We start from the raw sequence: 26,939 nt of genomic DNA on the forward strand, positions 1-26,939 counted from the left end.
CTGCACGGAAGTCCCCTCCCGGTCGCCCCAGCAACTCCCCAGACACCGGATCCACTTCAGTTTCGGAGCGATCATCGTGACGCCTGAATCCCATTCCCCCGCAGGAACGGACGACCTCACGCTCGGGCCACCCCCCGGATGCCCCGCCCACGGCATGGCCCCCGGCGGGCTGCGCCGCCTGTACGGCCCCGAGGCGGAGGATCTGGGAGCCGTGTACGAGAAACTACGGGCCGAGCACGGCACCGTGGCCCCCGCCCTGCTCCACGACGACGTGCCGATCTGGGTGGTGCTCGGGCACAGCGAGAACATGCACATGGTGAGCACGCCTTCGCAGTTCTGCAGGGACACCCGGTTGTGGGTTCCTCTGCAGGAAGGCACGATCAGGCCCGATCACCCGCTCATGCCGCACATCGCATGGCAGCCCATCTGCTGTCATGCCGAGGGCGACGAGCACCTTCGACTGCGCGGCGCGGTCTCGGGCGCCATGTCGACCATCGACTTCCGGGGCATTCGCCGTCACATCAACCGCGCGACCCAGCACCTCGTCAACCAGTTCTGCGAGGAGGGCAGGGCCGACCTGGTCGGCCAGTTCTGTGAGCATCTGCCGATGGCGGTCCTGTGCGAGATCCTCGGCATGCCTGAGGAGTACAACGACCGGATGGTGCAGGCCGCTCGTGACGCGCTCAAGGGTACCGAGACCGCGATCGCCAGCAACGCCTACGTCGTGGACGTCCTCGGCCGGCTCACCATCCGCCGCCGCGCCCAACCCCAGGAGGACTTCACCAGCCACCTCATCACACACCCGGCCGGGCTCACCGACGACGAGGTCAGTGAACATCTCCGGGTGGTGCTCTACGCCGCTTACGAGGCGACCGCCAACCTCCTCGCCAATGTGATGCGCATCGTGCTCACCGACCCCGGCTTCCGTGCCCAGTTGAACGGCGGCCAGATGACCGTTCCCGAGGCGGTCGAGCAGTCCCTCTGGGACGAGCCGCCGTTCAGCACGGTCCTCGCCTACTTCGCCAAGCAGGAGACCGAGCTGGGCGGCCAGCGCATCCGCAAGGGCGACGGTCTGCTGTTCGGCATCGCGCCGGGCAATATCGACCCGAAGGTCCGCCCCGACCTCAAGGCCAACATGCAGGGCAACCGCTCCCACCTCGCCTTCGGCGGCGGCCCGCACGAGTGCCCGGGTCAGGACATCGGCCGCGCCATCGCCGACGTAGGTGTCGACGCACTGCTGACGCGCCTCCCGGACGTGCAACTCGCCTGCGAGGAGCACGAGCTGTGCTGGCGGGAGTCCATTTCGAACCGGCACCTGGTGGAGCTGCCGGTGACGTTCGCGCCGAAGACTCAGCAAGACGTCATGGAGCGACCCTCCGTCAACCCGGTACCGAGGCAGAACCCGAACAACCGGCGCGTCGGCACGCAGCAGAAACCGTCCACAGCTCCTGAACCCGCCACCCCGGCCGCCGAGCCGACGCCCGAGCCGGCTCGTCGGCCCACCTTGTTCCGGCGTCTCCTGAGCCTGCGCTGGTGGGGCGGCAAGTGAGGCGACCGGGCACCGGGGCTATCCGGCCCACTCCTCGTAGTGCGACCAGGACCGCAACCCCCGCGGGCTGACGAATCGGTGCTCGCGCCCCGTGATCGGATCGGTGAACTCCAGCAACCGCGCCAGCAGTTGGAGCGGGCGCCGGAAGTCACCGACCGTCACGGGGCCGGTCACCACCGGGTAGAGGGGATCGCCGAGGATCGGCACCCCCAACGCGCTCATATGCACCCTCAGCTGGTGAGTCTGTCCGGTACGCGGCATGAGCCGGTACCGGGCGCGCCCGTCCCGATGCTCCAGCAACTCGACCCGACTGACGGCGTTGGGCTCACCCTCGACCTCGCGGGCCGCAAGGACCCCGCGTTCCTTGAGGATCCGGCTGCGTACGGTGCGGGGCAGGACCAGCGCTGGATCGTGCGGCGCCACAGCCTCGTACTCCTTGGTCACCCGTCTGTCCCGGAACAGGGACTGGTACGCGCCTCGCTCCTCCGGCCGTACGGTGAACAGCACCAGCCCGGCCGTCAGCCGGTCCAGCCGGTGTGCCGCGCCCAGCGCAGGGATGTCCAACTGCCTCCGTAGCCGTGCCAGGACCGTCTCGGCGATATGGCTGCCACGCGGGGTGGTAGCCAGAAAATGCGGCTTGTCGGCCACGACCAGATGCTCGTCCCGGTACAGGACGTCGACCGTGAACGGCACCCGTTCCTCGTCGGGCAGCTCCCGGTGGAACCACACCGACATCCCCGGCACGTACGCCATGTCCCGCGGCACCGGACGCCCGCTGACGTCCACGATCCGTCCCTCGTCCAGCATGGCGTCGATCACTCCGGCTCCGGCCGCCAGCCGCGCCACGAGATGATCCCGCACCGTCGCCCACGCGTCGCCGACCGGCAGCCGTACGCGCATCGGGTCCACCCCGTCACGCTGTGGCAGGGGAGAAGGCGGGGGCGGGCTACGGCGTCTCATCACATCCAGCGTATCGAGAGGTCACCCGGCGAGTGTGTCCGGCAGATTCCTCCACCAGGCGATCGAGGGGATCCTCAGCGGGTCCGGGGCGGGGGTGCCGCAGGCACGGCGGGCGGCTGGGATCCGGATGACGGAGCCGCCCTGAGGGACGGTGTGGCGGGGACAGGTCGCGGCCCAGTCGAGGTGTCCGCGGATCATGGACGCGAGGTTCGCGAGGTAGCCGGCCAGCGCGGGACCCGCGGTCTCGTTGACCTCGCGGCACAGACGCAGCCAGTACGCCAGCACCCGATCGCGCATCGACACGGCCTGGGTGAGGGCCTCGGCGGGGCCGGAGCCAGTGGTGCGGGCGAGGACGTCAGGGAGGTTGTTGACGTCCTCGGTACCGTCGTGACGGTCCTTGGCGTAGCCACATATGTCGTTGTCCCAGCCCAGGATCAGGCTGGTCATCTCCGTCAGGGCCCGTACCTGTGGCCGGTCCAGATCCGTGAGTGCCGGTTCGACACCGTCCACGGTGGCGGCGAGATCCGCGAGCGGCAGCACCCAGGTGGTGGCGAGACGGTTCCGCACATAGGTGTCCAGGTCGGGCGGCAGACGGCGGACGTTGTTCGCGCTCTCGCGCACCTCGGCGGCGAGGGTGACTCGGAAGTCTCGTACGAGCCGTGCGGTGAGTGCCGGAGATGCCGCGTGCCTGAGACGCCGGCCGATGTCGTTCAGAGCCCGCACCGATGGGTCGGCCGGTTCTGCGGGTCGACTCCGGTCGAGCGCGCGGGACAGCGTCGCCGCGTAGCGTGCGAAGTCGTCGGGCAGGCCGCGCAGCCGTCCGTCGTCGTTCAGGTCGTCGATGACGAACGTCAAGGTGAGCAGGGCGGCCATGGTCTGGGCGCCGGCGAGCGTGGCACGCGGAACGAAGCGAGCCGCGAGCCCGGCGATGTCCGCGGTGGCGAGGCGTTCGATCTCGTGGCGGCTCATGGCGAGTCCGTGACGGATGCTCCACTCGAGCTGGAACGCGGTGATCGAGGCTCGTTGCGGGTGGATCTGGCTGGGGATCGGGCACCACAGCGAGGGTATGGAGAGCGGTCCACGCGGCGACTCGTTCATGGGTACTCCCTTCCTGGTCGCCGGCCCGAGGTGCGGCCGGCCGACGGTGGGTGAAGTCGCGTCCGGGCGGGCCGGTAGGGAACGGCCCAAGGGGCTGAGCGAGTTGGTCGCGTAGTGAGAGTGGCCTGTCAGGGTTCATACCGCCGGAGACGGGAGAGGGCCCGCGGCCGTGTGTCGCACAAGGTCGATAAGTCCGCGGCAGGTCAGAGCGTGTGCCTGGGACGCCACATCCGTAAGGAACGGGCGTGGGCCACACATATAGGGGGCGGGTTCGATCCAGGTGCCGTCGTCCAGTTGGCTTTCGATGAGGAAGCATGCGGCCCGCCGGAGCGCCTGTGGTGTGCCGGCGCGGGAGCGGGTGAGAACGGTTGCCGCGAGGGCTGTCGCGGCCGGGCTCGAACCGCTCGCCCCAGGGAAGGCCGGCCAGCCGCCGTCCCCGTTCTGGGTGGCCGCCAGCGTCCTGGCCTCCGAGCGGGCCGCGACGGTGTCCCAGCCCACCACGGGGCCGATCTCCGCTGCGGGATAGCCGGGGAATACGTACCAGTCGGCGGTCCAGCGACCGGCACCGCGGTGCTGCTGGAGAAGCCAGCGAGCGGCCTGCTGCACGCCGACCTCCTCGGGGGCGTGGGCGAGTATTCCGGCGACCATGTGCGCGACGGTGTCCTGGGCCACGGTGTCACTGGTGGTTGTCCAAGTGGTCCACAGTCCCCGGTGGTCCTGGTGGTCGCGCGCGTAGTCGGCGGCGGCCGGCCACGCCTTGCGGCCCTGTTCTGTGCCGGCCAGAGCGAGCAGGGTGTTCCCTGTGGTGTCGGCGTCGCAGGCCAGGCCATTGCCCGCGATCGCTGCCGACACACTTCCCCACCCCCCTCGAGACGACTGGGCCCGGGCCAGGAAAGTCAATGCCCCGGGCCGGGCATGGGTGTCGAAAACGGAGTGGCCACGCAGGCAGCGCACCATCAGGCCGGTGTCCCAGATGTCGAACGTGGTGAACCGCCATGTCCCATCCGCGTGTTGGTCTGCCAGGAGCCTGGCCATGCAACGGCGCGCGGCAGCTCGTCCCGGTGCGACCCGGGTCAGCGCCAAGCAGGCCATGGCGGTGACCAGCGGCATGGCGTGGAACGAACCGTCCGGGGCCTGCTCGGCGGTCAACGCGGCAACGACGTCGTCGTCCACCGGCAAGCCGGCCGCGTCCCTGGCGATGATCTGGGCGGACAGGAGCTGAGCTCGATGCCAACCCGTCAGCGAAGCGCCGCCTTCATGGCTGAGGGCCTCTGTCGCGTGGGTGAGGAGTTCGTGCGGGAGGCAATCCGGCACGCCCGCTGCCACGCCGAGGGTCTGCAGAAGTATCCGGCGACGCCGGTGTGCGGCACCGACGTGTGGTAGAGCGGGCATGGCCGGAGGGTCTGTGACATCAAGGGCGAGGGCGCGAAGCCATTCGTCCGCGGCCGCTGTGAAGGCGTCGTGCCGCTGGGGTTCGGCCTGCCGCAGCCACGCATGCACACGATCCTGGTGTGGAGAACGGCATCCTGCCTTGGCCAGGGCGAAGGCCGCGAGGGCGTTCTCCAGGATGCGTGGTCGTGGGGGTGTCGCCCACGAGCCGTTGGGCTGCTGTGTCTCCAGGCCTGCGGCAGCAGCCCGGTCGAGGCAGCGCTGCGTCTCCCGGGCCAGTGCCGGCGCTTCTCCCAGAGAGTGACATGTTTTACGGAAACTATTCATAGCGGCTCATCTCCGCAGCGCAGGCGAAAGCCATGGGGATCCGATCGGGGCATGCCGAAGTACAGGGTCAGGGATAGCCTTCCCTCCCGCCATACGGCGCCATGCGTGCAGTCGTACGCCCTGCGCGCGCGGTGGTTCCTTCCCTGAGCCTCGGCGCGTCTCGCAACGAGGTTTGTGCAACTGGTAGTTGCACGCCGAGGGGCGGAACGGGGGCGCACGAAGTCGCGGGGAGAGCGGGAAGGGTATGTTCGCACCTCCGTGCGGTAAGTTCATACTTCCGTGCGCCCTCGTGCAGTTGGCTTGTGCTCCGAACTGACAGGGCACTCTCCAGGGGAAATACGGGCGTTGGGACCCTGGGCTGTGATCGCACGGCGATCGCGGTTCACCTCCAAGGAGGTTGCCGCATGAGATCCAGGCCGCCGGGTGAACGCCTGGCTGGGCCTGTTGAGCGCACGACGCGCGGTCGACGACCGCCCTTTCGAGCTCCTGGACCGCAAGTCCCCGGCCACTGCCAGGGACGATCTGCCCGTTGAGGCCTTGAGGCCTTGAGGCCTTGAGGCCTTGAGGCCTTGAGGCCTTGAGGCCTTGAGGCCTTGGGGCCTTGAAATCTTTGAAGTACGGCGCGATTTGATCCGTTCGGGTGGAAGAGTATCCGCCCGCCGCAGTGGGTGCTCGGCCGATATCCGGCGGGCTGCGCCGGTCCTGTGACCGGGCTTCACGCAGCCCTGTCCCGCGGCGGCGCCCGCCACAACGGTGGAGGACCGATGACACAGGCCGACTACTCGTTCGTCACCGCGCCGGGGGCGTTGCCGCTGCTCGGCCACACTTTGCGCTTCCTGCGTGACCCACTGCGCTTCCTGCGTTCACTGCCCGCCGTCGGCGACCTCGTCACGATCCGGCTCGGTCCCTTCGACGCCCTCGTGGTCTGCGCTCCCGAACTCACCCGCCGGGTTCTCTTGGACGACCGCACCTTCGACAAAGGCGGCTTCCTCTTCGATCGCAGCCGCGAGTTCCTGGGCAACGGTCTCGGAACCTGCCCGCACAAGGACCACCGTCGGCAGCGACGAATGATCCAGCCGGCCTTCCACCGTGGGCGCCTGCCGGGCTACGCCCAGGAGATGAGGGCACAGGCCCGCGCGGTGACCGACGCGTGGCAGGCAGGCCGGACGATCGATGTCCTGGCCGAAACGACGACGATCAGCCTTCGCACCACCGCGGCCACGATCTTCTCCGCCGCGCCCGCAGCTCTCCGGGAATCACTGGCCGCCGACCTGGTGACCCTCGAAGAAGGCGTGTTCCGGCGGATGCTTCTGCCACCTCATACCGACGCCATCCCCACCCCTGGCAAGCGCCGCTACGACCGCGCCTACACCCGGTCGCAGCAGACCATCAACCGCATCATCGCCGACTACCGGGCAGACGGCATCGACCACGGTGACCTGATGTCCATGTTGCTGGCAGCCCAGGACGACCTCGCGGCCCCGGGGGCGGAGGGAGCGCGACTGTCCGACGAAGAGGTCAGGGATCAGGTCATGTCCTTCCTCTTCGCCAGCACGGACACGATAGGCAAAGCCCTGGCCTGGGCACTCCACCTGCTGGGACGTCACCCCCGTATCGCGGAGCGACTCCACGCCGAGGTGGACGAGGTGCTGACCGACGGCGTCGCCACCTTCGAGGATCTGCCCCGGCTGGAGATGACCCGGAACATCGTCACCGAGACCATGCGCTTGTATCCGCCCGGCTGGCTGCTGACCCGGACGACCACGGTCGACACCGAACTCGGCGGTCGGCAGATCCCCGCCGGCACCGATGTCGTCCTCAGCCCCTACCAGATTCACCATCGTGCCGACCTGTACACCGACCCGGAGAACTTCGATCCGGACCGGTGGGCGCCGGAGCGAGTGAAAGCCATCCCTCGCGACGCGTACCTGACTTTCGGGACGGGCGCACGCAAGTGCATCGGTGACGCCTACGCGATGACCGAAGCCACCCTCGTGCTGGCGACCATTGCCGCCCGGTGGCGACTGGAGCACACCTCGGGCCGACGACGGGTCAGGGCGGCACCGTATGCGCTCGCGCTGGGTCCCAAAGAGCTGTACATGCGCACCGTCGCGCGGGCCGGCCAGGGGGGCACGAAGCCCCAGGACGCAGCACCCGCACAGGCGACCGCGAACCGAGCGTGATCCTGGACCGGACGCGGCGGCTACTGGCCGACCCATGAGGGACACCACGGCGGCTACCGGGTCGGTTCCCGGGGAGTCCGGGCAGGTTCTGCGGCAGTGCGCGCGCCCGGCCCCGAGTCAGCGCGCGCCCCGGCCCCGAGTCAGCCGATAAACGACGCCAAGTCCCACAGTGAGTAGCAGGAACAGCACCGTGAACCACTGGAACCACCAGTGGCCGCCCGCCGGGTCGTACACCTCCGCGCGGGGCCAGGCAAGGTTGACGGTCATGAAGAGGCCGTAGAGGAGGGCGAGGGCGTTGATGGGGATGCCCCAGCGGCCGAGGGAGAAGAGGGGCTTGCCGGTCTCGTCGGTTCCCTCGGAGGTGTAGGTGCCCTTCAGGCGCCGTACGAGCAGGGGGCCGGTGACCATCGCGTACGCCAGGTACAGCATCACGATGCAGGTGGTGCCGATGGCCAGGAAGGCTTCCGGGGAGGCGAAGTTGAGGAGGAGCAGGGCGGCGGCGAGGAGGCCGACGACCAGGGCGGGGGCGGTGGGCATGCCGGTGCGCGGGTTGACCTTGGCGAGCCGCTTCCCGAAGGGGAGTTGGCCGTCGCGGGCCATGGAGAAGAGCATGCGGCAGGCCGACGTCTGGATCGCGAGCGTGGCCACGGTGATGGCCACCACCACGTCGGCGAGCAGCGCGCGGCCCACTCCGTCGCCGAGGCTGCTGGTCAGGACGTAGCTCAGACCGTCCATGCCCAGCCGGCCGTCGGTGAGGCTGGGCGCGGCGAGCAGACCGCCGAGGACGATGAGCCCGCCGAGGAGGCCGGCCGCGCCGAGTGCCGTGAGGATCGTGCGGGGTGCCGTGCGGCGCGGGTTGTGGGTCTCCTCGCTCATCTCACCCGCGCTGTCGAATCCGATCATCACGTACGCCGCCATGAACGACCCCACGAGCAGGGCGCCCAGGAGGTCCGTGCTGCCCTCGGCGGTGTGGAAGGTGATGCCGGGGGAGCGCTCGGAGTGGGTGAGCAGGAGAACGACGATCAGGATCGCGCCGATGATCTCGGCGGTGACACCGACCCGGTTGATCACGGACAGCACCCGGTTGTCGAGCACGTTCACCAGCGTGGTGAGGACCAGCAGGATCACGCCGAGCACGGCCGCGTTCGCCGCGCCCGTCGCCGTGGTGGGCGCCGGGTCGCCGCCGACGAGCTGGAAGCCCGACCAGATCGCGGGCATCACCATCTGCAGCGCGAGCGCCGCCGCCGCGACCACCACGATCTGTCCGATCACCATGATCCAGCCGGCGAACCAGCCGAAGGTGACGTTCGACAGGCGCGAGGACCACTGGTAGATCGCGCCCGAGAGCGGATAGCGCGCCGCCAGCTCCGCGAAACACGCGGCCACCATCAGCTGGCCGATGAGCACCGCCGGCCAGGTCCAGAAGAAGACCGGGCCGCCGAACGCGTATCCGAAGGCGAAGAACTGGAAGACGGTCGTGAGGACCGAGATGAAGGAGAAACCGGCGGCGAACGAGGCGTACCTGCTCAGGCTGCGATGCAGTTCCTGGCGGTAGCCGAACTCGGTCAGGGAACGGTCGTCGGAGGAGTGCGGTGGATCCGGCCGGACGTCGGCGGGGGCGGTGCTCGTCATGGCGGCAACCTGCTTTCGCACAGAGCGGCGCGAGAATTCCTGTCGGGCGACAGAAATTAGGGACGCCCTGTTTCACGCGCGTCACGCGACCGTGTCGCGGCCGCGCCCATTTCCTCACGGCCTTGAAGTGAGGGTGTACTACGGGTTCTACGGCTCCGGAAGACGGGCGCGCTCGGTTCCGGCCAACGGCGGTGAGGATGCTCGATGAATGACGCGATGGCCCCCTGGAGGGCCGGGCCGGGGGCGCCGGACTCGCCGGTGATCCTGCACGTACCGCACGGTTCGCGGGAGATCCCGGCCTCCGTACGGGCCGGGATTCTGCTCGATGACGCCGCGCTGGAGCGGGAGTTGGACCACATCACCGACGCCCACACGGACCGCATCGCCGAGACGGCCGCCGTCCGGTCGGCCGTCCGGCCATGGACGTTCGTGAACCGGCTGTCCCGACTGGTCGTCGACCCCGAACGGTTCCCGGACGAGCGGGAGGAGATGCTGGCCGCCGGCATGGGCGCGGTCTACACCCGGACCACGCACCGCCGGCCCCTGCGCCCCGCCGCCCACGACGGACGTGCCCTCGACGGACAGCCGCTCATCGACCGCTACTTCCACCCCTACGCCGCCGCCATGACCGATGCCGTGACGCGCCGTCTGGAGGCCGTGGGCCGGGCGGTCGTCATCGACGTCCATTCCTACCCGACCGAGCCCCTGCCCTACGAACTCCACGCCGACGGCCCCCGGCCCCCCGTCTGCCTCGGCCACGACCCCTTCCACACCCCGCCCGCCCTCCTCGCCCTCGCGGAGGAGGCGTTCGCGGGCTTCGGAGGGACGGAGGTCAACACGCCCTTCGGCGGCGCGTACGTCCCACTCAAGTACTACGGGAGTGACCCACGCGTGAGCGCCCTGATGATCGAGATCCGGCGGGATGCCTATATGGCGGAGCCGGGTGGTCCGGTGGGGGTGGGCTCGGGGGAGGGGGAGGGGGCGGAGGAGGGGCTGGAGGCGCTGGCGGACGCGCTCGGGCGGCTTGTGGACGCGGTGTCCGGCCGCCTGAGCCCCTGAGCCCCTGCCCCGTTACGTCAGCCCCGCCTGAAGGTGCCGAGGCCGTTCTCGTCGAACGCCTCGATCGTCACCGTCGTCGCTTTGCCGCCCTCCTCGCCCTTGAACGTCACGCCGGACGGGCCGCTGGCGTTCTCGCCGACCGTCTCGAAGTAGAACGTGTCGCCGTCGTAGTGGGTCAGGGCGAAGGTCATGGGCTTCGGGCCGAGGCGCAGGGTCAGTTCGCCGCCCGTCTCGGTGACGGTGAGGGGGCCGTAGTACGCGTTGCCGTAGGTGCCCGTGTAGGTGGGGTCGGGGCGCGCGTCGGAGGCGTCCTCGGGGGGCTTGGTGTAGTCGGTGGGGGAGTGGGACTTCTGGGCTTCCTGCTCGTAGATCTGGCCGGCCAGGTCCAGCCAGTCCTCGGTCGGCTTGCCGTGCTGGGCCGTGTCGAAGAAGTCGAACGAGACGGCGTCGGCGAGGCCGACGGGTTCGCCGTTGGTGAGGACGGCGATGCCGAGCTGCTCGCCGGGCAGCATCGTGACGTTGGTGTTGACGCCGAGGGCGAAGGCGCCGGAGTGGCTCAGGCGGAGGCGGCCGAGGTCGTCGTAGGCGACGTTCCAGCCGAGGCCGTAGAAGCCGGCGCGGCCCGCCGGTGCGGGCGGTGGGTTGGAGACGATCTCGGGGACGTGGGTGCGTTCCAGGGGGTCGGCGGCGATGATCCGGTCGCCGTCCAGCTCGCCGTTGGCCAGCTGGAGGCGCAGCCAGCGGGAGAGGTCGCGGACCGTGGAGCTGGCGCCGCCCGCCGGTGACTGGGCGTCGGCGTCCCGGACGTGCCTCGCCTCCCAGCCGCTGCCGCTGCCGCTGCCGCTGCTGTCGCTGTCGTGGTCGCTGTCGTCGGCGCGGACGTGGGCGAAGGCCTTGTCGTTCGTGCCCTCGTAGTCGCTGAAGCGGGAGCTGGTGGCGTCCATGCCGGCCGGCTTGTAGAGCGTGTCCTCGGAGAGCTTCTCCCAGCTTGTCCCGGCGGCGTCGGCCACGGCCTCGCCCGCCGCCGTGACGCCGAAGTTGGTGTACGCGTAGCTCGCGCGGAACGGGGTCAGGGGCTCCTGACGGAGGTGGCCGAGGATGTACTCCCGGTTGTAGCCGAGGTCCTCCAGGAGGTCCCCGGCATGGTCGGGGAGGCCGCTGCGGTGGGAGAAGAGGTCGGCGACGGTGACGTGGTCGGTGACCCAGGGGTCCTTCAGGGCGAAACCGGGTAGCCGGCCGGCCACCGGGTCGTCCCAGGCGACCGTCTTGTCGCCGACGGCCCCGGCGACCACGGTCGAGGCCAGCGGCTTCGACAGGGACGCCAGCTGGAACACCGTGTCCGGGCCGACCTCGCCGTCCTGGCCCACGTGCCGCTTGCCGTAGCCGTCCAGGTGGACGACCCGGTCCTTGTACACGACGGCCACCGCGACGCCGGGCACCCCGGTCCGGTCCATGGCGCGGTCGACGATGCCGTCGAGCGCGTCCACCGCCCGGTCGACGTCGTCCTGAGTGAGCTGGGGCGGCGGTTGCGGCGGGGGAGCCGCCGAGGCGGTGCCGACACCGAACGGGGCACCGCCGAGGACCAGGAGCGAGGCCAGGGCCGTCGCGCCCCGGGCCCTGCCGCCGCGATGTGTCCTCGTCCGTCGAGCACCCATGCGTTCATTCAAACGGGTGAGCCGGGCTTTGTCCTGTGGAGGAGGCGGCCCGGCCGCCGGGGGTCACACGGGGGCGCGCGGTGGTGGACCTGCAGGTCACACGGGGGCGCGCGGTGGTGGACCCGCAGGTCACACGGGCCCACCCTCGTGGACACGCGGGTCACGCGATGACGGTCACGCGCCACACCATGACGGTCACGCCGTCGCGGACACCCCGTCCTGCTCCGCCTCCACGCGCGCGTTCCACTCCTTCTTCGACGCCTGCCAGCCGTCCTCGTCGTGGCCGAGACGCCAGTAGCCGGAGATCGACAAGTCCTCGCGCGGAATGGCGAGTTCGACGCGCAGCAGGCGGCGCAGCTCCTTCACGAAGGCGGCCTCGCCGTGGACGAAGGCGTGCAGCCGGCCCTCGGGGAACTCCAGCGCGCGTACGGCCTCGACGAGGGCGACGCCGACGGGACGGTCCCCGCGGTGCAGCCAGACGACATCCACATCGGAGTTGATCTTCTGCTCCTCCTCGGGCCCGGCGACCTCGACGATCGCGTGGACGCGGGCGCCGTCGGGGAGAGCCTCCAGGGAGGCGCCGATCGCGGGCAGGGCGCTCTCGTCGCCGACGAGCAGATGCCAGTCGGCCTCCGGATCGGGCGCGTAGGCACCGCCCGGGCCGAGGAAACGGATCAGCTCGCCCGGCTGGACGCGGGTGGCCCAGGGACCGGCGATGCCCTCGTCACCGTGGAGCACGAAGTCGACGGTCAGCTCGCTCAGTTCGCGATCCCAGGCACGCACGGTGTACGTCCGGGTCACCGGCCACTGGTCCCGGGGGAACTCCGCGCGGATGCGTTCGAGATCGAAGGGCTCCGGGTAGGTCACACCCTCGGGGCCGAACAGGAACTTCACATAATGGTCGGTGCTGCCGCGCAGTGAGAACCCGGCGAGACCATCGCCGCCGAGGACGACGCGCTGCATGTGCGGGGTGAGCCGCTCGGTGCGGACGACGCGCGCGGAGTGGGGCTTCGGGGTCCTGCGTACCGGACGCTCTGCCATGACGGCCTCCCAAATACCTAGCTAAGGCTTACCTAAGTTAGCATCTCCCCCTGATTAACACCCCATGCTTGAGGCGTGTACGAGGACTTCACGATGTGAATCGCGCCTCAGAGCCCTCACCACCCGAGTGTCACCCCGCCCCCCGGCGTACGCCCCACCCGGGGCGTTCACCTCACGCCTGGAGCGTCGTGAGCAGTCGCTGTAGCGAACCACCGAGACCCCAGCGCGCCGCGAGCGCCTCCAGCGCCGCCGGATCCCGCGGTTCGCGCGGCAGAGCCGTATCGACGTCAGGCAAGGGTACGTCCGCCGCCACCCGTACGACCGTGGGGGCGACCGCGATGTAGGGCCGGGCCTCGTCGAGCCGCTTGCGCTGCGACGGTGTGAGCCTGGCCGCCGGGTCGTCGACCGCGGCCATGATCCCGGTCAGGTCGCCGAACTGGTCGAGCAGCTTCGCGGCCGTCTTCTCACCGATGCCGGGCACCCCCGGCAGACCGTCGCTCGGGTCGCCGCGCAGCAGGGCCAGATCCACGTACCCGGGGCCGTCCACGCCGTACTTGCCGCGCAGCCACGCCTCGTCGGTGAGCTGGAGAGTGCCCACGCCCTTGAGCGGATACAGCACACGGACCCCGCGCCCGTCGTCGACCAGCTGGTACAGGTCGCGGTCGCCGGTGACGATGTCGACCGGCTCCTTCGCGAGGGCCGTGAAGGTGCCGATCACGTCGTCCGCCTCGTACCCGGCGACGCCCACGCGCGCGATCCCGAGCGCGTCCAGCACCTCCTCGATGACCGGCACCTGCGGCGACAGGGTGTCCGGCACCTGCTCCTCGTCCGGCCCGGCCGCGTGCTCCTCGGCGACGCGGTGCGCCTTGTAGGAGGGGATCAGATCGACCCGCCACTGCGGGCGCCAGTCCGCGTCCATGCACGCCACCAGGTCCGTCGGCCGGTGGTCCTTGACCAGGCGGTCGATGAACTCCAGCAGCCCGCGCACGGCGTTCACCGGTGTGCCGTCCGGGGCCCTCACGGAATCCGGCACCCCGAAATAGGCTCGGAAGTACAGCGAGGCGGTGTCGAGAAGCATCAAGCGTCGGGTCACGCCACGCATCATGCCGTACTGCACCGACACGCCGCTCCCACCCCAGGTCGCTCCCGTACGTGGCGTGCGCGAACCCGTTCCTCCGGCGCGTTCCGTGAACACCCCTGCCCCGGACACGGTCCAGGACGCGTACGGTCTCAAGGGCGAGTACCAGCTGGTCAAGTCCAACACCTCCGCGATGCTCGCCCAGTTGGACCGCGCATACCAGAAGAAGGAGCCGATCGCCGTCACGCTCTGGTCGCCGCACTGCGCGTACGACAGGTACGACCTCACCCGGCTCGCCGACCCCGAGCAGACCTGGGACGCCAACAACCAGATCAGGACGCTCCCCCACAAGGGCTTCCCCGAGAAGCACTCCGAGCTGAACGGCTGGCTGAAGAACTGGCACATGACTCCGGACGAACTGATGAGCCTTGAGCAGGCGATCCAGAAGGCCGGGCGGGGCAAGGAGGACGAGGGCGTCCAGAAGTGGATCGACGCCCACCCGGGGATCGTCGACGAGATGGCGCCGGTGAAGTAGTCCGAGTCCGTCGTGCCGCTGGTGCCGTACCGAACGGGCGAGGTGGTTACGTACTGGCGTACGAGAGAGATCCGGACAACCGCATCGTGGGGCTGCGGTCACCCCGATCCGGGCGCACTTCGGCAGGCCGGGCGGACCGCGCGTACGACGCTCCGCGCAGCCGGTCGCGATGTGCCGGGGGCACGTCCGAGGTCACCGCCGTGCGCGGCGACACGGGCGAAGTCACCGGAAGGTTGCGGGGAATTGTGCGGCACCGTCCGTCAACTCGCGTCGGGGTCAATGGACTTTGCGGATCGGCGGTCGAGCGCGATGACCAGCAGGAGCGTGCCGTGGCGGCTCGGGGGGCGGCCGGATGCGTCGGCGAACGTCACCGTGCATGACCGGGCGGAAAATCGCTGGTGCTGAGAGAGGACCGACGTCCACGGGTCGACTTCGGCGGCCGGGAGGCGTACGCCTGCGATCCGGTGACCGGACGTGCCGGCCGGGTCACCCCGCGCTTCCACGGCGGCAGCGCCTCCCCCGCGAATCCGTCGGCCGCTCTCGGCGCCGGCTCCGAGGGGTGCCCCGCGCCCCTGGTCAGCCTGTTCGTGCCAGGGGAAGGAGCGGTGGGAGGGGAGCCGGGAGGGGAGGCGGGACAACCGCTCCACTGGCGAGAACCGTCAGCATGGACCTCCTCCTGGTTTACAGGGATGTGACGGGCACGTGAAACGGTTTGCCGAACATGCGTAGGGTGCAGAGAACTCATCAGGAGAAGTGCGCCCGATGAGTGCCGGACGGGTGGCCATCCGTAACCGGAACAGTGGACGCCGGACCAGCGGGCGTCCGAGAGCCGACCGACGAGCGAAGGAGGGAGCCGGAGCTATGGGCGACCACAAAGAACAGCCCCTTCGGGTGGGCGCGGCCGTCCGGCGGCGGCGCCGGGCACAGGAGCTCACCCTCGCCGTCGTGGCCGAGCGCAGCGGCCTGTCGGTTCCCTTCCTCAGCCAGGTGGAGAACGAGCGGGCCCGCCCCAGCAAGCCCTCCCTGGACCGTATCGCCGACGCCCTCGGCACCACCGCCGTCGAACTCCTCGCCGCGGCCGACCCGGCGTGCAGCGTCGATGTCGTACGCGCCGCCGCGGACGGCTTCACGCCCCCCGAGTCGCACTCGCGCTCCCTGGTACGTGGTCACCACCAGCTGCACGCCATGGAGTTCACCGGCGACCACGACGAGGGCCGCGAGGTACAGCACCGCAACGACGAGTTGCTGTACGTCGCCGACGGCGCCGTCGAGGTCGAGGCCGAGGGCCGCGCCCACCGCCTCGGGCGCGGCGACACGCTGTACATGTCCGGTGGTGTGCGGCACCGGTGGCGGGCCACCGAGCCCGACACCCGGGTGATCGTGGTGGCCGTCGCGGACCACATCGAGGCCCTGGAGGACCGCCACCGCCAGGGCGCGTGACACCGTCGTGCGCTCCGTGTCCCGAGTCGTCTCACTCGTCCCGTCGCTGACCGAGGCCGTGGCTTCCTCTCGTTGCCCGGAGTGCTGGTCGGCGCCACCGACTGGTGCGACCACCCCCGTGACCTCGACGTCGTCCGGGTCGGCGGGACCAAGAACCCCGGCATCGACACGATCGTCCGGCTCGCCCCCGACCTCGTGATCGCCAACGAGGAGGAGAACCGCGAGCCCGACCTGACCGCCCTGCGGGAGGCGGGCGTCGAGGTCCTCGTCACCGAGGTACGGAGAGGGCGTGGCCCGGGCTGCCGGGGCCGGTGGCGCAGGGGCCGGCGCCCGACCGTCGTACGACCGCCGTGGTGCCCCTCTGGCGCCGGCCCTGGATGGTCCTCGGCCGGGACACCTTCGCCGGCGACCTGAAGGGGGCCACGGCCGGGTCGAGGAGGTGGGCGCGGGCCTGGTTGTGGTGGGCCCAGTGCAGGGCGCGGGCGCCGAGGAGGACGGCCAGAGAGAGGAGAGCGAGGGCCCAGACCGCCGTACAGGCCGTCCGCAGCCCCGGCACGTCCAGGGGGAGCCCGGCACCGGCCGTGGCCACGATGGCGGTGCCCATGACGGGGGCGTACCAGTTGGGGCCGAGGTGGCGGGGGGCGGGGGGCGGGGAAGTGGAGTCGCGGGTGGGGAAGAACCGCCGATGGAGGCACTGGAGGCACCGGATGCGCCGGATGTACTGCACGGCCTGGACGGGCTGCGGTGGCCATGCTGCGAGCGTCCCGCCGCCCGGCGGGCCCCCACCAGGGAGTCCGCTTGTACGGGGACATAAGCTGGGGTTATGAGTGAGAGCGCGGAGCGGGGCGGGCTGGCCCATCGGGTGCCGGATCTCGGGGCCCTCGAACTGCTGCTGGCCGTGGCACGGCTGGGCTCGCTCGGGCGGGCGGCGCGGGAGCTGGGGATCACCCAGCCGGCCGCGAGCAGCCGGATCCGCTCGATGGAACGCCAGCTGGGCGTCGCCCTGGTCGACCGGTCGCCGCGCGGGTCCCGGCTCACGGACGCGGGCGCGCTGGTCACGGACTGGGCCCGGCGGATCGTGGAGGCGGCCGAGGTGTTCGACGTGGGGGCGCAGGCGCTGCGCGACCGGCGCGACTCCCGGCTCCGCGTCGCCGCCAGCATGACGATCGCCGAGTATCTGCTGCCCGGCTGGCTCATCGCGTTGCGCACCGCGCGCCCGGACACGGCGGTCTCGCTCCTCGCGGGCAACTCGACGGTCGTCGCGGAGCGGCTGCTCGCGGACGAGGCCGACCTGGGGTTCGTCGAGGGGCCGACCGTCCCGGCCGGCCTCGACGCGGCCGTGATAGCCCACGACCACGTGATCGTCGTGACGGCCCCCAGTCACCCCTGGGCCCGCCGCCGCAAACCCCTGGACGCGGCGGAGCTGGCCGCGACCCCGCTGATCCTCCGCGAGAAGGGTTCCGGCACCCGCCAGGTCCTGGAAGCGGCCCTCGGCACCCTGGCCCGCCCCCTCATCGAGCTCTCCTCCACCACGGCGGTCAAGTCCTCCGCGCTGAGCGGAGCCGGCCCCGCCGTGCTCAGCGAACTCGCCCTCGGCGAGGAACTCTCCGCCCGCCGGCTGATCCGCATCCCGGTGGAGGGCGTACGCCTGCGCCGGGCCCTGCGGGCCGTCTGGCCGACGGGGCACCGGCCGACGGGACCTGCGCGGGACCTGCTGGGGCTGACGCGGGCCCCCCTGGCCTGACCTCGGCCCGGGGAGGCTCTGGAGCCGTCAGCCGTCAGCCGTCAGCCGTCAGCCGTCAGCCGTCAGCCGTCAGCCGTCAGCCGTCAGTGATCAGCGGGCGCGGGCGGCTGCGGCCCGCGTGAGGGCCTGCATCACCCGGGTGTCCTCACCCATCTCGGGATGCCACTGCACACCCAACACCCAGGCCGGATCGGGGAGTTCGATCGCCTCGACCGTGCCGTCCGCCGCGTACGCCGAGGCGTGCAGGCCCTCGCCGAGGCGGTCGACGGCCTGGTGGTGGTACGTCGGTACGGCGGTCTCCTCGGGGACGACGTCCCCGTACCGGGTGCCCGGCACCGGCTTCACGCCGTGGCGGCCGAAGACGCCCACCTCGGTCACATGGCCGTCGAGGTGCTGGACCAGTGTGCCGCCGAGCGCGACGTTGAGGAGCTGCATGCCGCGGCAGATCCCGAGGAGGGGTGTGCCGGTGGCCAGTGCCGCCCGGATCAGGGCCAGCTCCCACGCGTCGCGCTGGGGCGCGGGCGGGCCGCAGCGGGGGGAGCGCTCGTCGCCGTACCGGGCGGGGTCGACGTCGGGGCCGCCGGCGATGACCAGCCCGTCGAGACGGGCGACGGCCTCCGCCGCGTACGACGGGTCGTCCGGCGGCAGCATCGCGGCGATGCCGCCCGCCGCCTGGACGAGCCGCGGATAGCCGATCGGCAGCAGTGCCGCCTCCAGCTCCCAGACACCCCAGCGGGCGCCGGACTCCAGATACGTACTCACACCGATCAGCGGCCTTGCCACGCGTGCTCCTTCCAGCGGCGGGACGGATCGGGAAATGTTCAGTCCCGTGACAACTCTGCCTCGGCCGCGGCCAGCGCGGCGAATTCCTCCTCCGGAGCCTTCGCCACCAGGTGCTTGCGGCTGTAGAGCCCGAAGTACGCCACCGCGACCGCGTACACACCGAGCGCGATGAACGCGGCCGTCACATCCACCAGGAAGGTCGCCACCAGCGCGGAGCAGGCCAGGACCAGCGCGACCGAGGACGTCAGGACCCCGCCCGGCGTCCGGTACGGCCGCTCCAGACCCGGTTCGCGGCGGCGCAGGACGATGTGCGACAGGGACATCAGCGCGTAGCTGATCGTGGCGCCGAAGACGGCGATGTTGAGCAGGAGGGCGCCGTCCCCGGTGGCCGCCGCCAGGACGAAGCCGATGGTGCCCGGGACCAGCAGGCCCAGGTAGGGGGCCTTGCGGCTGCTGGTCAGCGACAGGACCCGGGGCAGGTAGCCGGCGCGGGAGAGCGCGAACAGCTGCCGGGAGCCCGCGTAGATCAGGGAGAAGAACGAGGCCACGAGGCCGGCCAGACCGGCGTAGTTCACGAACCGGCTGAGCGGGGTCGCCTTGCCGTCCGGCTGCAGTGCCTCGACGAGCGGGTTGCCCGCCTCCTGGATCGCGTTCGAGCCGCGCGCCCCGGTGGCGGCGAGGAAGGTGATCACGGCCAGCACCACGAGGACGCCCATCGACCAGCGGATGGCCTTCGGCAGCGTACGGGCCGGGTCCTTGGTCTCCTCGGCGGCCAGCGGCACGCCCTCGACGCCCAGGAAGAACCACATGCCGAACGGGAACGCCGCCCAGATGCCGAGCAGGCCCATGGGCAGCCACGAGTTCGAGCCGAAGGCGGCGGCGTCCACCGGGATGTCGTCGAGCGACGCCACGTCGAAGTCGGGCAGCGCGCCCAGGGCGAAGACGACGAGGGCGGCGACCGCGATACCGGTGACGACGAAGCTGACGATCAGCGCCTCGCCGACGCCCCACAGGTGGATACCGATGAAGAGCGCGAAGCAGAACAGGTAGACCGGCCAGCTCGATGTCAGGCCGAACAGACCCAACGACTCGACGTAGTCACCGATGAAGATCACGATGGCGGCCGGCGCGAGGACGTACTCGATGAGGATCGCCGTACCGGTCAGGAAGCCGCCCCACGGGCCGAGCGCCCGGCGTGCGAAGCCGTAGCCGCCGCCCGCCGTGGGCAGGATCGCGGACAGCTCGGCGAGGGCGAAGACCATGCAGGCGTACATGGTGCCCATGAGGACCGTGGCGATGGCCAGGCCGCCGAAGCCGCCCTCCGCGAGGCCGAAGTTCCAGCCGGAGAAGTCGCCGGAGACGACGTAGGCGACACCGAGACCGGTGAGCAGCACCCAGCCGGCGCTGCCCCGGCGGAGAGCTCGGCGGTCCAGATAGTCGTCGGGCTTGTCGGTGCTGCTCGTGCTGGTGGATTTCATGGACATGGCGCAACTTCCCACGCGGCGGACACGGACTCTTCCGGGCGCTGCGGGGTCGACAGGCCCTGACTCAATGGAATAGAGCCATACCTTTGTGGGGCTGGTGGCAGAAAAGCAATACCCCTGCGTTAAGCGTCCGTAAATCCCTGCTCGTCCGAGGTGGGAGGTCGGGGGCGGCTCAGCCCAGGAAGCCGCGCAGCAGGGCCGCCGTTCCCGAGCAGTGCTCGCGCATGATCTCCCGCGCCGCGTCGGCGTCCTCGTCGAGCACGGCCTCCACCAGGGCGGCGTGCTGCTGCTGGGAGTGTTCGAGGTTGCGCACCAGCAGCGGTATGCAGTCGAGCAGGTCGTTGACCGTCGCGCGGACGGCCGCGTACTGGGTGGTGAGCGTGGGGGAGCCGGACAGCTCGGCGAGGGTGAGGTGCAGCAGGGTGTCCAGGCGGCGGTACTCGGTGAGCGGCGCGTCGTGCGTGTGGGCCAGGGCCTCGCGCAGCCGGTCGGCCTGTTCGCCGGTCAGGCCGTGCGACGCGCACAGCCCGGCCGCGCCCACCTCCAGCACCTCGCGGAAACGCAGCGTGTCCTCGACGTCGACACCCTTCAGGCGGCGGCGCAGCTCGTCCTCGCCGGGGGCGTGGGCGCGCGGCAGGACGAACGTCCCGCCGTACCGCCCCCGTCGCGCCTCTATCAGCCCCTGGTCCTGCAGGACCTTCAGGACCTCGCGGAGGGTGACCCGGCTGATCCCGAGCCGGTCGGCCAGGTCGCGCTCGGCCGGCAGCCGCTCGCCGCTCGGCACCAGGCCGAGCCGGACGACCTGGAGCACCTGCTCCAGGGCCTCCTCGAAGCCGTTGCCCGCCCGCACCGGCCGCAGTACCGACGTCAGCCGGTCACCGGCCTCCGGTGTCCCTTGCCCCGCCCCCGTCTGCGACATGTGACCGAACCCCCTTCCCAACTAATGGTTATGGGTAATACCTTATGGCTCCCGGATGGCCGAAAAGCCCAAGGAGGCTTTCCCGTGGCAGAACGCACACCCCCGCTCTCCGTCGAGGAACTGCACGCCCTCGTCGCGGGCGGTGAGATCGACACTGTCGTCCTGGCCTTCCCCGACATGCAAGGGCGCCTGCAGGGCAAGCGCTTCGCCGCGCGCTTCTTCCTCGACGAGGTGCTGGCCCACGGCACCGAGGGCTGCAACTACCTGCTCGCCGTCGACACCGAGATGAACACCGTCGACGGCTACGAGATGTCCTCCTGGGACCGGGGCTACGGCGACTTCGCCATGCACCCCGACCTCAGCACCCTGCGCCGGGTGCCGTGGAACGAGGGTACGGCCATGCTCATCGCCGACCTGGCGTGGAACGACGGCTCACCCGTCGTCGCCGCGCCCCGTCAGATCCTGCGCCGCCAGCTGGAGCGGCTGGCCGAGCTGGGCTACACGGCCAACGTCGGCACCGAGCTGGAGTTCATCGTCTTCAAGGACACCTTCGAGCAGGCCTGGGACCTGGGCTACAAGGGCCTCACCCCGGCCAACCAGTACAACATCGACTACTCCGTCCTCGGCACGGGCCGCATCGAGCCCCTGCTGCGCCGCATCCGCAACGAGATGGAGGGCGCCGGGCTGACCGTCGAGTCCGCCAAGGGCGAGTGCAACCCGGGGCAGCACGAGATCGTGTTCAAGTACGACGACGCCCTGGTCACCTGCGACCAGCACGCCATCTACAAGACCGGCGCCAAGGAGATCGCCTCCCAGGAGGGCGTGTCGCTCACCTTCATGGCGAAGTACAACGAGCGCGAGGGCAACTCCTGCCACATCCACCTCTCGCTCGCGGACGCCGACGGTGGCAACGTCATGGCCGACGGCCACGACATGTCGCCGGTCATGCGGCACTTCCTCGCCGGACAGCTCACCGCGCTCCGTGACTTCTCGCTGCTCTACGCGCCCAACATCAACTCCTACAAGCGGTTCCAGCCGGGCTCCTTCGCGCCGACCGCCGTGGCCTGGGGCTACGACAACCGGACGTGTGCGCTGCGCGTCGTCGGGCACGGCCGCTCGATGCGCTTCGAGAACCGGCTCCCCGGCGGGGACGTCAACCCGCACCTCGCCGTCGCCGGGCTGATCGCGGCCGGGCTGTACGGCATAGAGCAGAAGCTGGAGCTGCCGGAGGTGTGTACGGGGAACGCCTACTCGGCCGGGTACGCACAGGTGCCGACGACCCTGCGCGAGGCAGCCGAGCTGTGGGAGAACAGCCCGATCGCCAAGGCCGCCTTCGGCGACGAGGTCGTCGCGCACTACCGCAACATGGCCCGCGTCGAGCTGGCCGCCTTCGACGCCGCCGTGACCGACTGGGAGCTGCGCCGCTCCTTCGAACGCCTGTAGACACCCGCACCGAGAGGCCCCTTTCTTGTCCGCACAGTCCGAGCAGGCCGAGCAGCCCCGGCGGTACGAGCCGCGGCTCCAGGTACTCAACCCCGCCACCGAGGAGGTCATCGCCACCGTCCCGGCCGCCACCGCGGCGGACGTCGACGCGGCCGTCGCCCTGGCGACGAAGGTCCAGCGGCTGTGGGCCGCCATGGCCCCCGCCGACCGCGCCCGGCGACTGCGCGCCTTCGCCGTGACCGTGGACGAGCACCTCGAGGAGCTGGCCCGGCTGGAGGTCCGCGAGGCCGGCCACACCATCGGCAACGCCCGCTGGGAGGCGAGCAACGTCAGGGACCTGCTCGACTACGCGGCCGGCGGCGTCGAACGCCTCACCGGACGCCAGATCCCGGTCGCCGGCGGCCTCGACATCACCCTCCTCGAACCGCTCGGCGTCATCGGCGTGATCGCCCCCTGGAACTTCCCGATGCCCATCGCGGCCTGGGGCTTCGCCCCCGCGCTCGCGGCCGGCAACGCGGTGCTCCTCAAGCCCGCCGAGACCACCCCGCTCACCGCCCTCCGCCTCGCCGAACTCGCCCTGGAGGCGGGCCTGCCCGAGGGCCTCCTCCAGGTGCTGCCCGGCCACGGCCCGGTCACCGGCAACGCCCTCGTCGAGCACCCCGGCATCGCGAAGATCGTCTTCACCGGGTCAACAGCCGTGGGCAAACAGGTGTTGGCAAAGGGTTCGGCGCTGCTCAAGCGCATCACCCTCGAACTCGGCGGCAAGAGCCCCAACATCGTCTTCGCCGACTCCGACCTCGAAGCCGCCGCCGCCGCGGCTCCCATGGCATTCCTCGACAACTCCGGCCAGGACTGCTGCGCCCGCACCCGCATCCTCGTCCAGCGCTCCGCCTACGACCGCTTCCTGGACCTCCTCGCCCCCGGCATCGAGTCCGTCCGCGTCGGCGACCCGGCCGACGAGAACACCCAGATGGGCCCGCTGATCTCCAGGGCCCAACTGGACCGCGTCCGCTCCTACGTCGACCCGGACGCGCCCGGCATCTGCGGCAAGGCCCCCGAGGGCCCCGGCTTCTGGTTCCCGCCGACCGTCCTCACCGGCGTCGAGGCCCACGCGCGTGTGGCCGCCGAGGAGGTCTTCGGACCGGTCGCCGTCGTCCTCCCCTTCGACGACGAGGCCGACGCGATCCGGCTCGCCAACGACACCCCCTACGGCCTCTCCGGCTCCATCTGGACCCGGGACGTCGGCCGCGCGCTGCGCGTCTCGCAGGCCGTCCGCGCGGGCAACCTGTCCGTCAACTCCCACTCCAGCGTCCGCTACTCGACCCCCTTCGGCGGCTACAAGCAGTCCGGTATCGGCCGCGAACTCGGCCCGGACGCTCTGACCGCCTTCACCGAGACCAAGAACGTCTTCATCAGCACGGAAGGCCCCGCACAGTGACCGCATCCCCCGACGACAACATCTGCCGCCGACTGGCCGGCCGTACCGCCGTCATCACCGGTGCCGGCAGCGGCATCGGCCTCGCCGCCGCGCGCCGGCTCGCCTCCGAGGGCGCGCACGTAGTCTGCGCCGACGTCGACGAGGCACGCGGCAAGGCCGCCGCCGAGGAGGTCGACGGGCTCTTCGTGAAGGTCGACGTCACCGACCCCGAGCAGGTCGAGGCGCTCTTCAAGGCCGCGTACGACACCTACGGCAGCGTCGACATCGCCTTCAACAACGCGGGCATCTCACCGCCCGACGACGACTCCATCCTGGAGACCGGCCTGGAGGCGTGGAAGCGCGTCCAGGAGGTCAACCTCACCTCCGTGTACCTGTGCTGCAAGGCCGCGATCCCCTACATGCGCCGCCAGGGCAAGGGCTCGATCATCAACACCGCGTCCTTCGTGGCCCGGATGGGCGCCGCGACCTCGCAGATCTCGTACACGGCCTCCAAGGGCGGTGTACTGGCCATGTCGCGGGAGCTGGGCGTGCAGTTCGCCCGCGAGGGCATCCGCGTCAACGCCCTCTGCCCCGGCCCGGTCAACACCCCCCTCCTCCAGGAACTGTTCGCGAAGGACCCGGAGCGGGCCGCGCGCCGGCTCGTGCACATCCCGGTCGGCCGGTTCGCGGAGGCCGAGGAGATCGCCGCGGCCGTCGCCTTCCTCGCCAGCGACGACTCGTCCTTCGTCAACGCCACCGACTTCCTGGTCGACGGCGGCATCTCGGGCGCGTACGTCACCCCGCTCTAGGTGTTCTGTCTCGGAGAACCGCGCTCGGAGAACCGCGCTCGGAGAACCGCGCTCGGAGAACCGCGCACGGAGAACCGCGCACGGAGAACCGCGCACGGAGAACCGCGCACGGAGAACCGCGCACAGAGAACACCGGCATCGAGAACACCGGCACAGCCGGTGTGATTAGAGTGCCGGGATGAGCAGTTCGCCGCCGCCCGGCTGGTACAGCGACCCGTCCTACCCGCTCACCGAACGCTGGTGGGACGGGACCGCGTGGACCGACCACCGGCGCCAGCCGGAGCAGCTTCGGCAGCCCGTGGGCCCGCCGCGGCCGCCCACCCGCAAGGGGCCCGGGCGTACCAAGGTCGTCGTGCTGGCCGCCGCCGGGGCCGTCCTGGTCGCCGGGGCGGTCACGGGCGGCGTCCTCCTGCTCGGCGAGGACGGCGACGGCGGCCAGGAGACGCGCACGGCGACGGCATCCCCGACGACCGGCGCCGACGGGAGCGACAGCCCCTCCCCGTCGAAGTCCTCGTCCAAGCCCTCCGACGACGCGTCGACCGCCGTGGACGACCTCAACGGCATCACCTTCCCGATCCTCGACGGCTGGATCGACGGCGACGGATCCGCCGAGGACGACGCCGTCCTGGTCACCGACGGCATCTACGACTGCCCCGGCGACGACGGCCTCTGCCGAGCCGGCACGGTCGTCTCGCGGACCGTCACCGGCAGCGACGAGACCTCCCCGAAGGCCCTCGCCGAGAACGACATCGAGGACGCGGCGAACGACGCGTACGACCGCGACACGCTGGACCGGCGCCCGTACAACGGGATCACCGGCCACGAGGTCGTCGACTCCGGCTCGGTCGCCGTCGCCGGCCGCGCCGGGTACTTCGTGCGCTGGCGCGTGACCACCGGGGCGGGACCCGGCGGCTATGTCCAGTCCCTCGTCTTCCCGTCCAGCAGCGGCTCCGAGGCCCCCGTCCTCGTCCGGTTCGCCATCGACGCGGGCGACGACGGCCCCCCGGTCGGCGACATCGACACGATCGTCAAGGGCATCCGACCGGTGGGCGACGCCGGCACGGGCGGGGGAGTGGGCAGCAGCCTCGGCCCCTCGTGAGCCCGAGGGGCCCGGCAACCACCGGGCCCTGTCGGCCTACAGGAACGTGTGACCCTCGCCGCGGTACGTCGGCACGGTCGCCGTCACCTCGCCGCCCTCCACCAGGTGCAGCACGTCGAACCGCTCGCACAGCTCACCGGCCTTGGCGTGCCGGAACCACACCTTGTCGCCGAGGAGCAGATCGTCCGCGGGCGCGCCGAGCAGCGGGGTCTGCACCTCGCCGGGACCCTCCTGCGGGTCGTATCTCAGCCCCTCGGGCAGATACGGCACGGGCAGCCGGTCGCGTCCCGGCGCGCCGGAGGCCGGGTAGCCGCCGCCCAGGACGGTGACGACCCCGACACCCGGGCGCCGGACGACGGGCATGGCGAAGAGCGCGGCCGGACGCCCGCTGAACGAGGTGTAGTTGTCGAAGAGCCGCGGCACGTACAGCCCCGACCCGGCGCCGATCTCGGTGACCGAGTCCTCCGCCGCCGTGTGTTGCACACTGCCCGTGCCGCCGCCGTTGACGAACTCCAGGTCCGGTGCCACCACCCGTACCGCGCGCACCACTTCGGCCCGGCGCGCGGCCAGCTCCTTCTTCGCGGTGGCCTGCATCAGCCGTACCGCCCGCGACCGCAGCGGCCGTCCGGCCACCGAGTCGCCGACCCCGGCGATATGCCCCTCGTACGCCATGATCCCGACCAGCTTGAACCCCGGGCGTCCGGCGACGGCCCGCGCCATGTCGGCGACCTGCGCGGGGGAGCGCAGCGGGGAGCGCAGGGCTCCGACGCGCACCCGGCCGCCGAGAAGCTTCAGCGAGGTGTCCAACTCCAGGCAGACGCGCACCACTTCGGTGCCGCCCCGCCGGGAGTTGTCGATCAGCTGAAGCTGGGCCGGGTCGTCGACCATCACGGTCACGGCGGCGGCGAGCTTGGGGTCGCCCGTCAGCTCGGCGAAGGCCTCGTGGTCGGCCGACGGGTAGGCGAGGAGGACGTCCTCGAACCCGGAACGGGCCAGCCACAGGGACTCGGCGAGAGTGAACGACATGATGCCCTGGAAGCCCTCACGGGCCAGGACCCTCTCCAGCAGCGCCCGGCAGCGAACGGACTTGCTCGCGACGCGGATCGGCTTGCCGCCGGCCCTGCGGAGGAGGTCGTCGGCGTTCGAGTCGAAGGCGTCGAGGTCGACGATCGCCAAAGGCGCGTCGAGATGAGCGGTGGCCCGGTCGTAGCGGGCCCGGTCGGCGGCGCGCGCAGTCATGGACGAAGACTGCCAGACATGATTACCGCAGGGTAGGGGGACGTTCCGGGCAGAAG

Annotated in this window: 22 protein-coding genes and 2 pseudogenes; 12 read left to right on the top strand and 12 right to left on the bottom strand. The window is 70.9% G+C overall.

Annotation, left to right across the window (positions count from 1 at the left end; all coding sequences use genetic code 11):
* The first annotated feature begins 76 nt into the window (after positions 1-76).
* Positions 77-1,549, top strand: coding sequence for a cytochrome P450 (locus I8N67_RS11525; protein WP_200302759.1), 1,473 nt, complete (start codon positions 77-79; stop codon positions 1,547-1,549).
* Between the two features lie 18 nt (positions 1,550-1,567).
* Here I8N67_RS11525 and I8N67_RS11530 read toward each other — a convergent pair whose 3' ends face one another.
* From I8N67_RS11530 to I8N67_RS11540, 3 genes are all read right to left on the bottom strand, one after another.
* A complete protein-coding gene (locus tag I8N67_RS11530; protein ID WP_200302761.1) occupies positions 1,568-2,509 on the bottom strand; it encodes an RluA family pseudouridine synthase in 942 nt (313 codons plus the stop codon).
* Positions 2,510-2,530: 21 nt separating this feature from the next.
* Positions 2,531-3,607 (bottom strand): terpene synthase family protein, encoded by a 1,077-nt coding sequence (locus I8N67_RS11535; protein ID WP_200302763.1) that lies wholly within the window; start codon positions 3,605-3,607, stop codon positions 2,531-2,533.
* Between the two features lie 135 nt (positions 3,608-3,742).
* On the bottom strand, positions 3,743-4,459 hold the full coding sequence (locus I8N67_RS11540) for a hypothetical protein (protein WP_200302765.1): 717 nt from the start codon (positions 4,457-4,459) through the stop codon (positions 3,743-3,745).
* A gap of 181 nt (positions 4,460-4,640) precedes the next feature.
* On the opposite strand from I8N67_RS11540, the gene I8N67_RS11545 reads away from it, so the two are divergent.
* Complete coding sequence (locus tag I8N67_RS11545; protein ID WP_200302767.1) at positions 4,641-4,829, top strand: hypothetical protein; 189 nt, start codon at positions 4,641-4,643, stop codon at positions 4,827-4,829.
* Positions 4,830-6,087: 1,258 nt separating this feature from the next.
* Positions 6,088-7,506, top strand: a complete 1,419-nt coding sequence (locus I8N67_RS11550) for a cytochrome P450 (RefSeq protein WP_200302769.1) — start codon at positions 6,088-6,090, stop codon at positions 7,504-7,506.
* Positions 7,507-7,623: 117 nt separating this feature from the next.
* Here I8N67_RS11550 and I8N67_RS11555 read toward each other — a convergent pair whose 3' ends face one another.
* The gene (locus tag I8N67_RS11555; protein WP_200302771.1) at positions 7,624-9,138 is read right to left on the bottom strand and encodes an amino acid permease; all 1,515 of its coding nucleotides are present in this window, start codon (positions 9,136-9,138) and stop codon (positions 7,624-7,626) included.
* A 204-nt stretch (positions 9,139-9,342) separates the two neighbouring features.
* Here I8N67_RS11555 and I8N67_RS11560 point away from each other — a divergent pair, with 204 nt between their 5' ends.
* The gene (locus tag I8N67_RS11560) at positions 9,343-10,197 is read left to right on the top strand and encodes an N-formylglutamate amidohydrolase (protein ID WP_200302773.1); all 855 of its coding nucleotides are present in this window, start codon (positions 9,343-9,345) and stop codon (positions 10,195-10,197) included.
* 17 nt (positions 10,198-10,214) lie between these two features.
* On the opposite strand, the gene I8N67_RS11565 is transcribed toward I8N67_RS11560, so the two are convergent.
* The 3 genes from I8N67_RS11565 to I8N67_RS11575 form a co-directional block, all read right to left on the bottom strand.
* Positions 10,215-11,852 (bottom strand): serine hydrolase, encoded by a 1,638-nt coding sequence (locus I8N67_RS11565; RefSeq protein WP_200302775.1) that lies wholly within the window; start codon positions 11,850-11,852, stop codon positions 10,215-10,217.
* A gap of 195 nt (positions 11,853-12,047) precedes the next feature.
* Positions 12,048-12,893: a siderophore-interacting protein gene (locus tag I8N67_RS11570; protein ID WP_200302777.1), complete on the bottom strand. Its 846-nt coding sequence runs from the start codon at positions 12,891-12,893 to the stop codon at positions 12,048-12,050.
* Positions 12,894-13,065: 172 nt separating this feature from the next.
* Positions 13,066-13,995, bottom strand: coding sequence for a 5'-3' exonuclease (locus tag I8N67_RS11575; RefSeq protein ID WP_234045526.1), 930 nt, complete (start codon positions 13,993-13,995; stop codon positions 13,066-13,068).
* An 85-nt stretch (positions 13,996-14,080) separates the two neighbouring features.
* Here I8N67_RS11575 and I8N67_RS11580 point away from each other — a divergent pair, with 85 nt between their 5' ends.
* The 3 genes and pseudogenes from I8N67_RS11580 to I8N67_RS42515 all read left to right on the top strand — a co-directional run.
* Positions 14,081-14,506, top strand: coding sequence for a glycine betaine ABC transporter substrate-binding protein (locus I8N67_RS11580; RefSeq protein ID WP_307835213.1), 426 nt, complete (start codon positions 14,081-14,083; stop codon positions 14,504-14,506).
* Positions 14,507-15,367: 861 nt separating this feature from the next.
* Positions 15,368-15,946 carry a helix-turn-helix domain-containing protein gene (locus tag I8N67_RS11585; RefSeq protein ID WP_200302781.1) on the top strand — a complete coding sequence of 193 codons (579 nt, stop codon included), beginning with the start codon at positions 15,368-15,370 and terminating at the stop codon, positions 15,944-15,946.
* A 7-nt stretch (positions 15,947-15,953) separates the two neighbouring features.
* Positions 15,954-16,359: pseudogene (locus I8N67_RS42515) on the top strand (helical backbone metal receptor); the annotation flags it as partial.
* A gap of 59 nt (positions 16,360-16,418) precedes the next feature.
* On the opposite strand, the pseudogene I8N67_RS44985 reads toward I8N67_RS42515, so the two are convergent.
* Positions 16,419-16,805 (bottom strand): annotated as a pseudogene (locus I8N67_RS44985) (SLAC1 family transporter); the annotation flags it as partial.
* Between I8N67_RS44985 and I8N67_RS11595 the strand changes: the two are divergent.
* Entirely contained in the window at positions 16,770-17,690 is a 921-nt protein-coding gene (locus I8N67_RS11595) for a LysR family transcriptional regulator (protein ID WP_200302783.1), read from the top strand. The pseudogene I8N67_RS44985 and the gene I8N67_RS11595 overlap by 36 nt on opposite strands.
* Before the next feature lie 90 nt (positions 17,691-17,780).
* Here the strand turns inward: I8N67_RS11595 and I8N67_RS11600 are convergent, their stop codons facing one another.
* From I8N67_RS11600 to I8N67_RS11610, 3 genes are all read right to left on the bottom strand, one after another.
* A complete protein-coding gene (locus tag I8N67_RS11600) occupies positions 17,781-18,473 on the bottom strand; it encodes a gamma-glutamyl-gamma-aminobutyrate hydrolase family protein (RefSeq protein WP_200302785.1) in 693 nt (230 codons plus the stop codon).
* Positions 18,474-18,511: 38 nt separating this feature from the next.
* Positions 18,512-19,957, bottom strand: coding sequence for an ethanolamine permease (eat, locus tag I8N67_RS11605; RefSeq protein ID WP_200302787.1), 1,446 nt, complete (start codon positions 19,955-19,957; stop codon positions 18,512-18,514).
* 172 nt (positions 19,958-20,129) lie between these two features.
* Positions 20,130-20,876, bottom strand: a complete 747-nt coding sequence (locus tag I8N67_RS11610) for a FadR/GntR family transcriptional regulator (RefSeq protein WP_200302789.1) — start codon at positions 20,874-20,876, stop codon at positions 20,130-20,132.
* Positions 20,877-20,960: 84 nt separating this feature from the next.
* On the opposite strand from I8N67_RS11610, the gene I8N67_RS11615 reads away from it, so the two are divergent.
* From I8N67_RS11615 to I8N67_RS11630, 4 genes are all read left to right on the top strand, one after another.
* The gene (locus I8N67_RS11615) at positions 20,961-22,319 is read left to right on the top strand and encodes a glutamine synthetase family protein (protein WP_200302791.1); all 1,359 of its coding nucleotides are present in this window, start codon (positions 20,961-20,963) and stop codon (positions 22,317-22,319) included.
* Between the two features lie 25 nt (positions 22,320-22,344).
* Positions 22,345-23,757, top strand: a complete 1,413-nt coding sequence (locus tag I8N67_RS11620) for an aldehyde dehydrogenase family protein (protein ID WP_200302793.1) — start codon at positions 22,345-22,347, stop codon at positions 23,755-23,757.
* Complete coding sequence (locus tag I8N67_RS11625) at positions 23,754-24,545, top strand: 3-oxoacyl-ACP reductase (RefSeq protein ID WP_200302795.1); 792 nt, start codon at positions 23,754-23,756, stop codon at positions 24,543-24,545. Before I8N67_RS11620 ends, I8N67_RS11625 begins: the two co-directional genes overlap by 4 nt.
* 178 nt (positions 24,546-24,723) lie before the next feature.
* Positions 24,724-25,644, top strand: coding sequence for a DUF2510 domain-containing protein (locus I8N67_RS11630; protein ID WP_200302797.1), 921 nt, complete (start codon positions 24,724-24,726; stop codon positions 25,642-25,644).
* 36 nt (positions 25,645-25,680) lie between these two features.
* On the opposite strand, the gene I8N67_RS11635 is transcribed toward I8N67_RS11630, so the two are convergent.
* Entirely contained in the window at positions 25,681-26,883 is a 1,203-nt protein-coding gene (locus I8N67_RS11635; RefSeq protein ID WP_200302799.1) for an amino acid deaminase/aldolase, read from the bottom strand.
* Positions 26,884-26,939 lie beyond the last annotated feature (56 nt).

The sequence above is a fragment of the Streptomyces adelaidensis genome (assembly GCF_016598475.1).
GTDB lineage: Bacteria > Actinomycetota > Actinomycetes > Streptomycetales > Streptomycetaceae > Streptomyces > Streptomyces adelaidensis.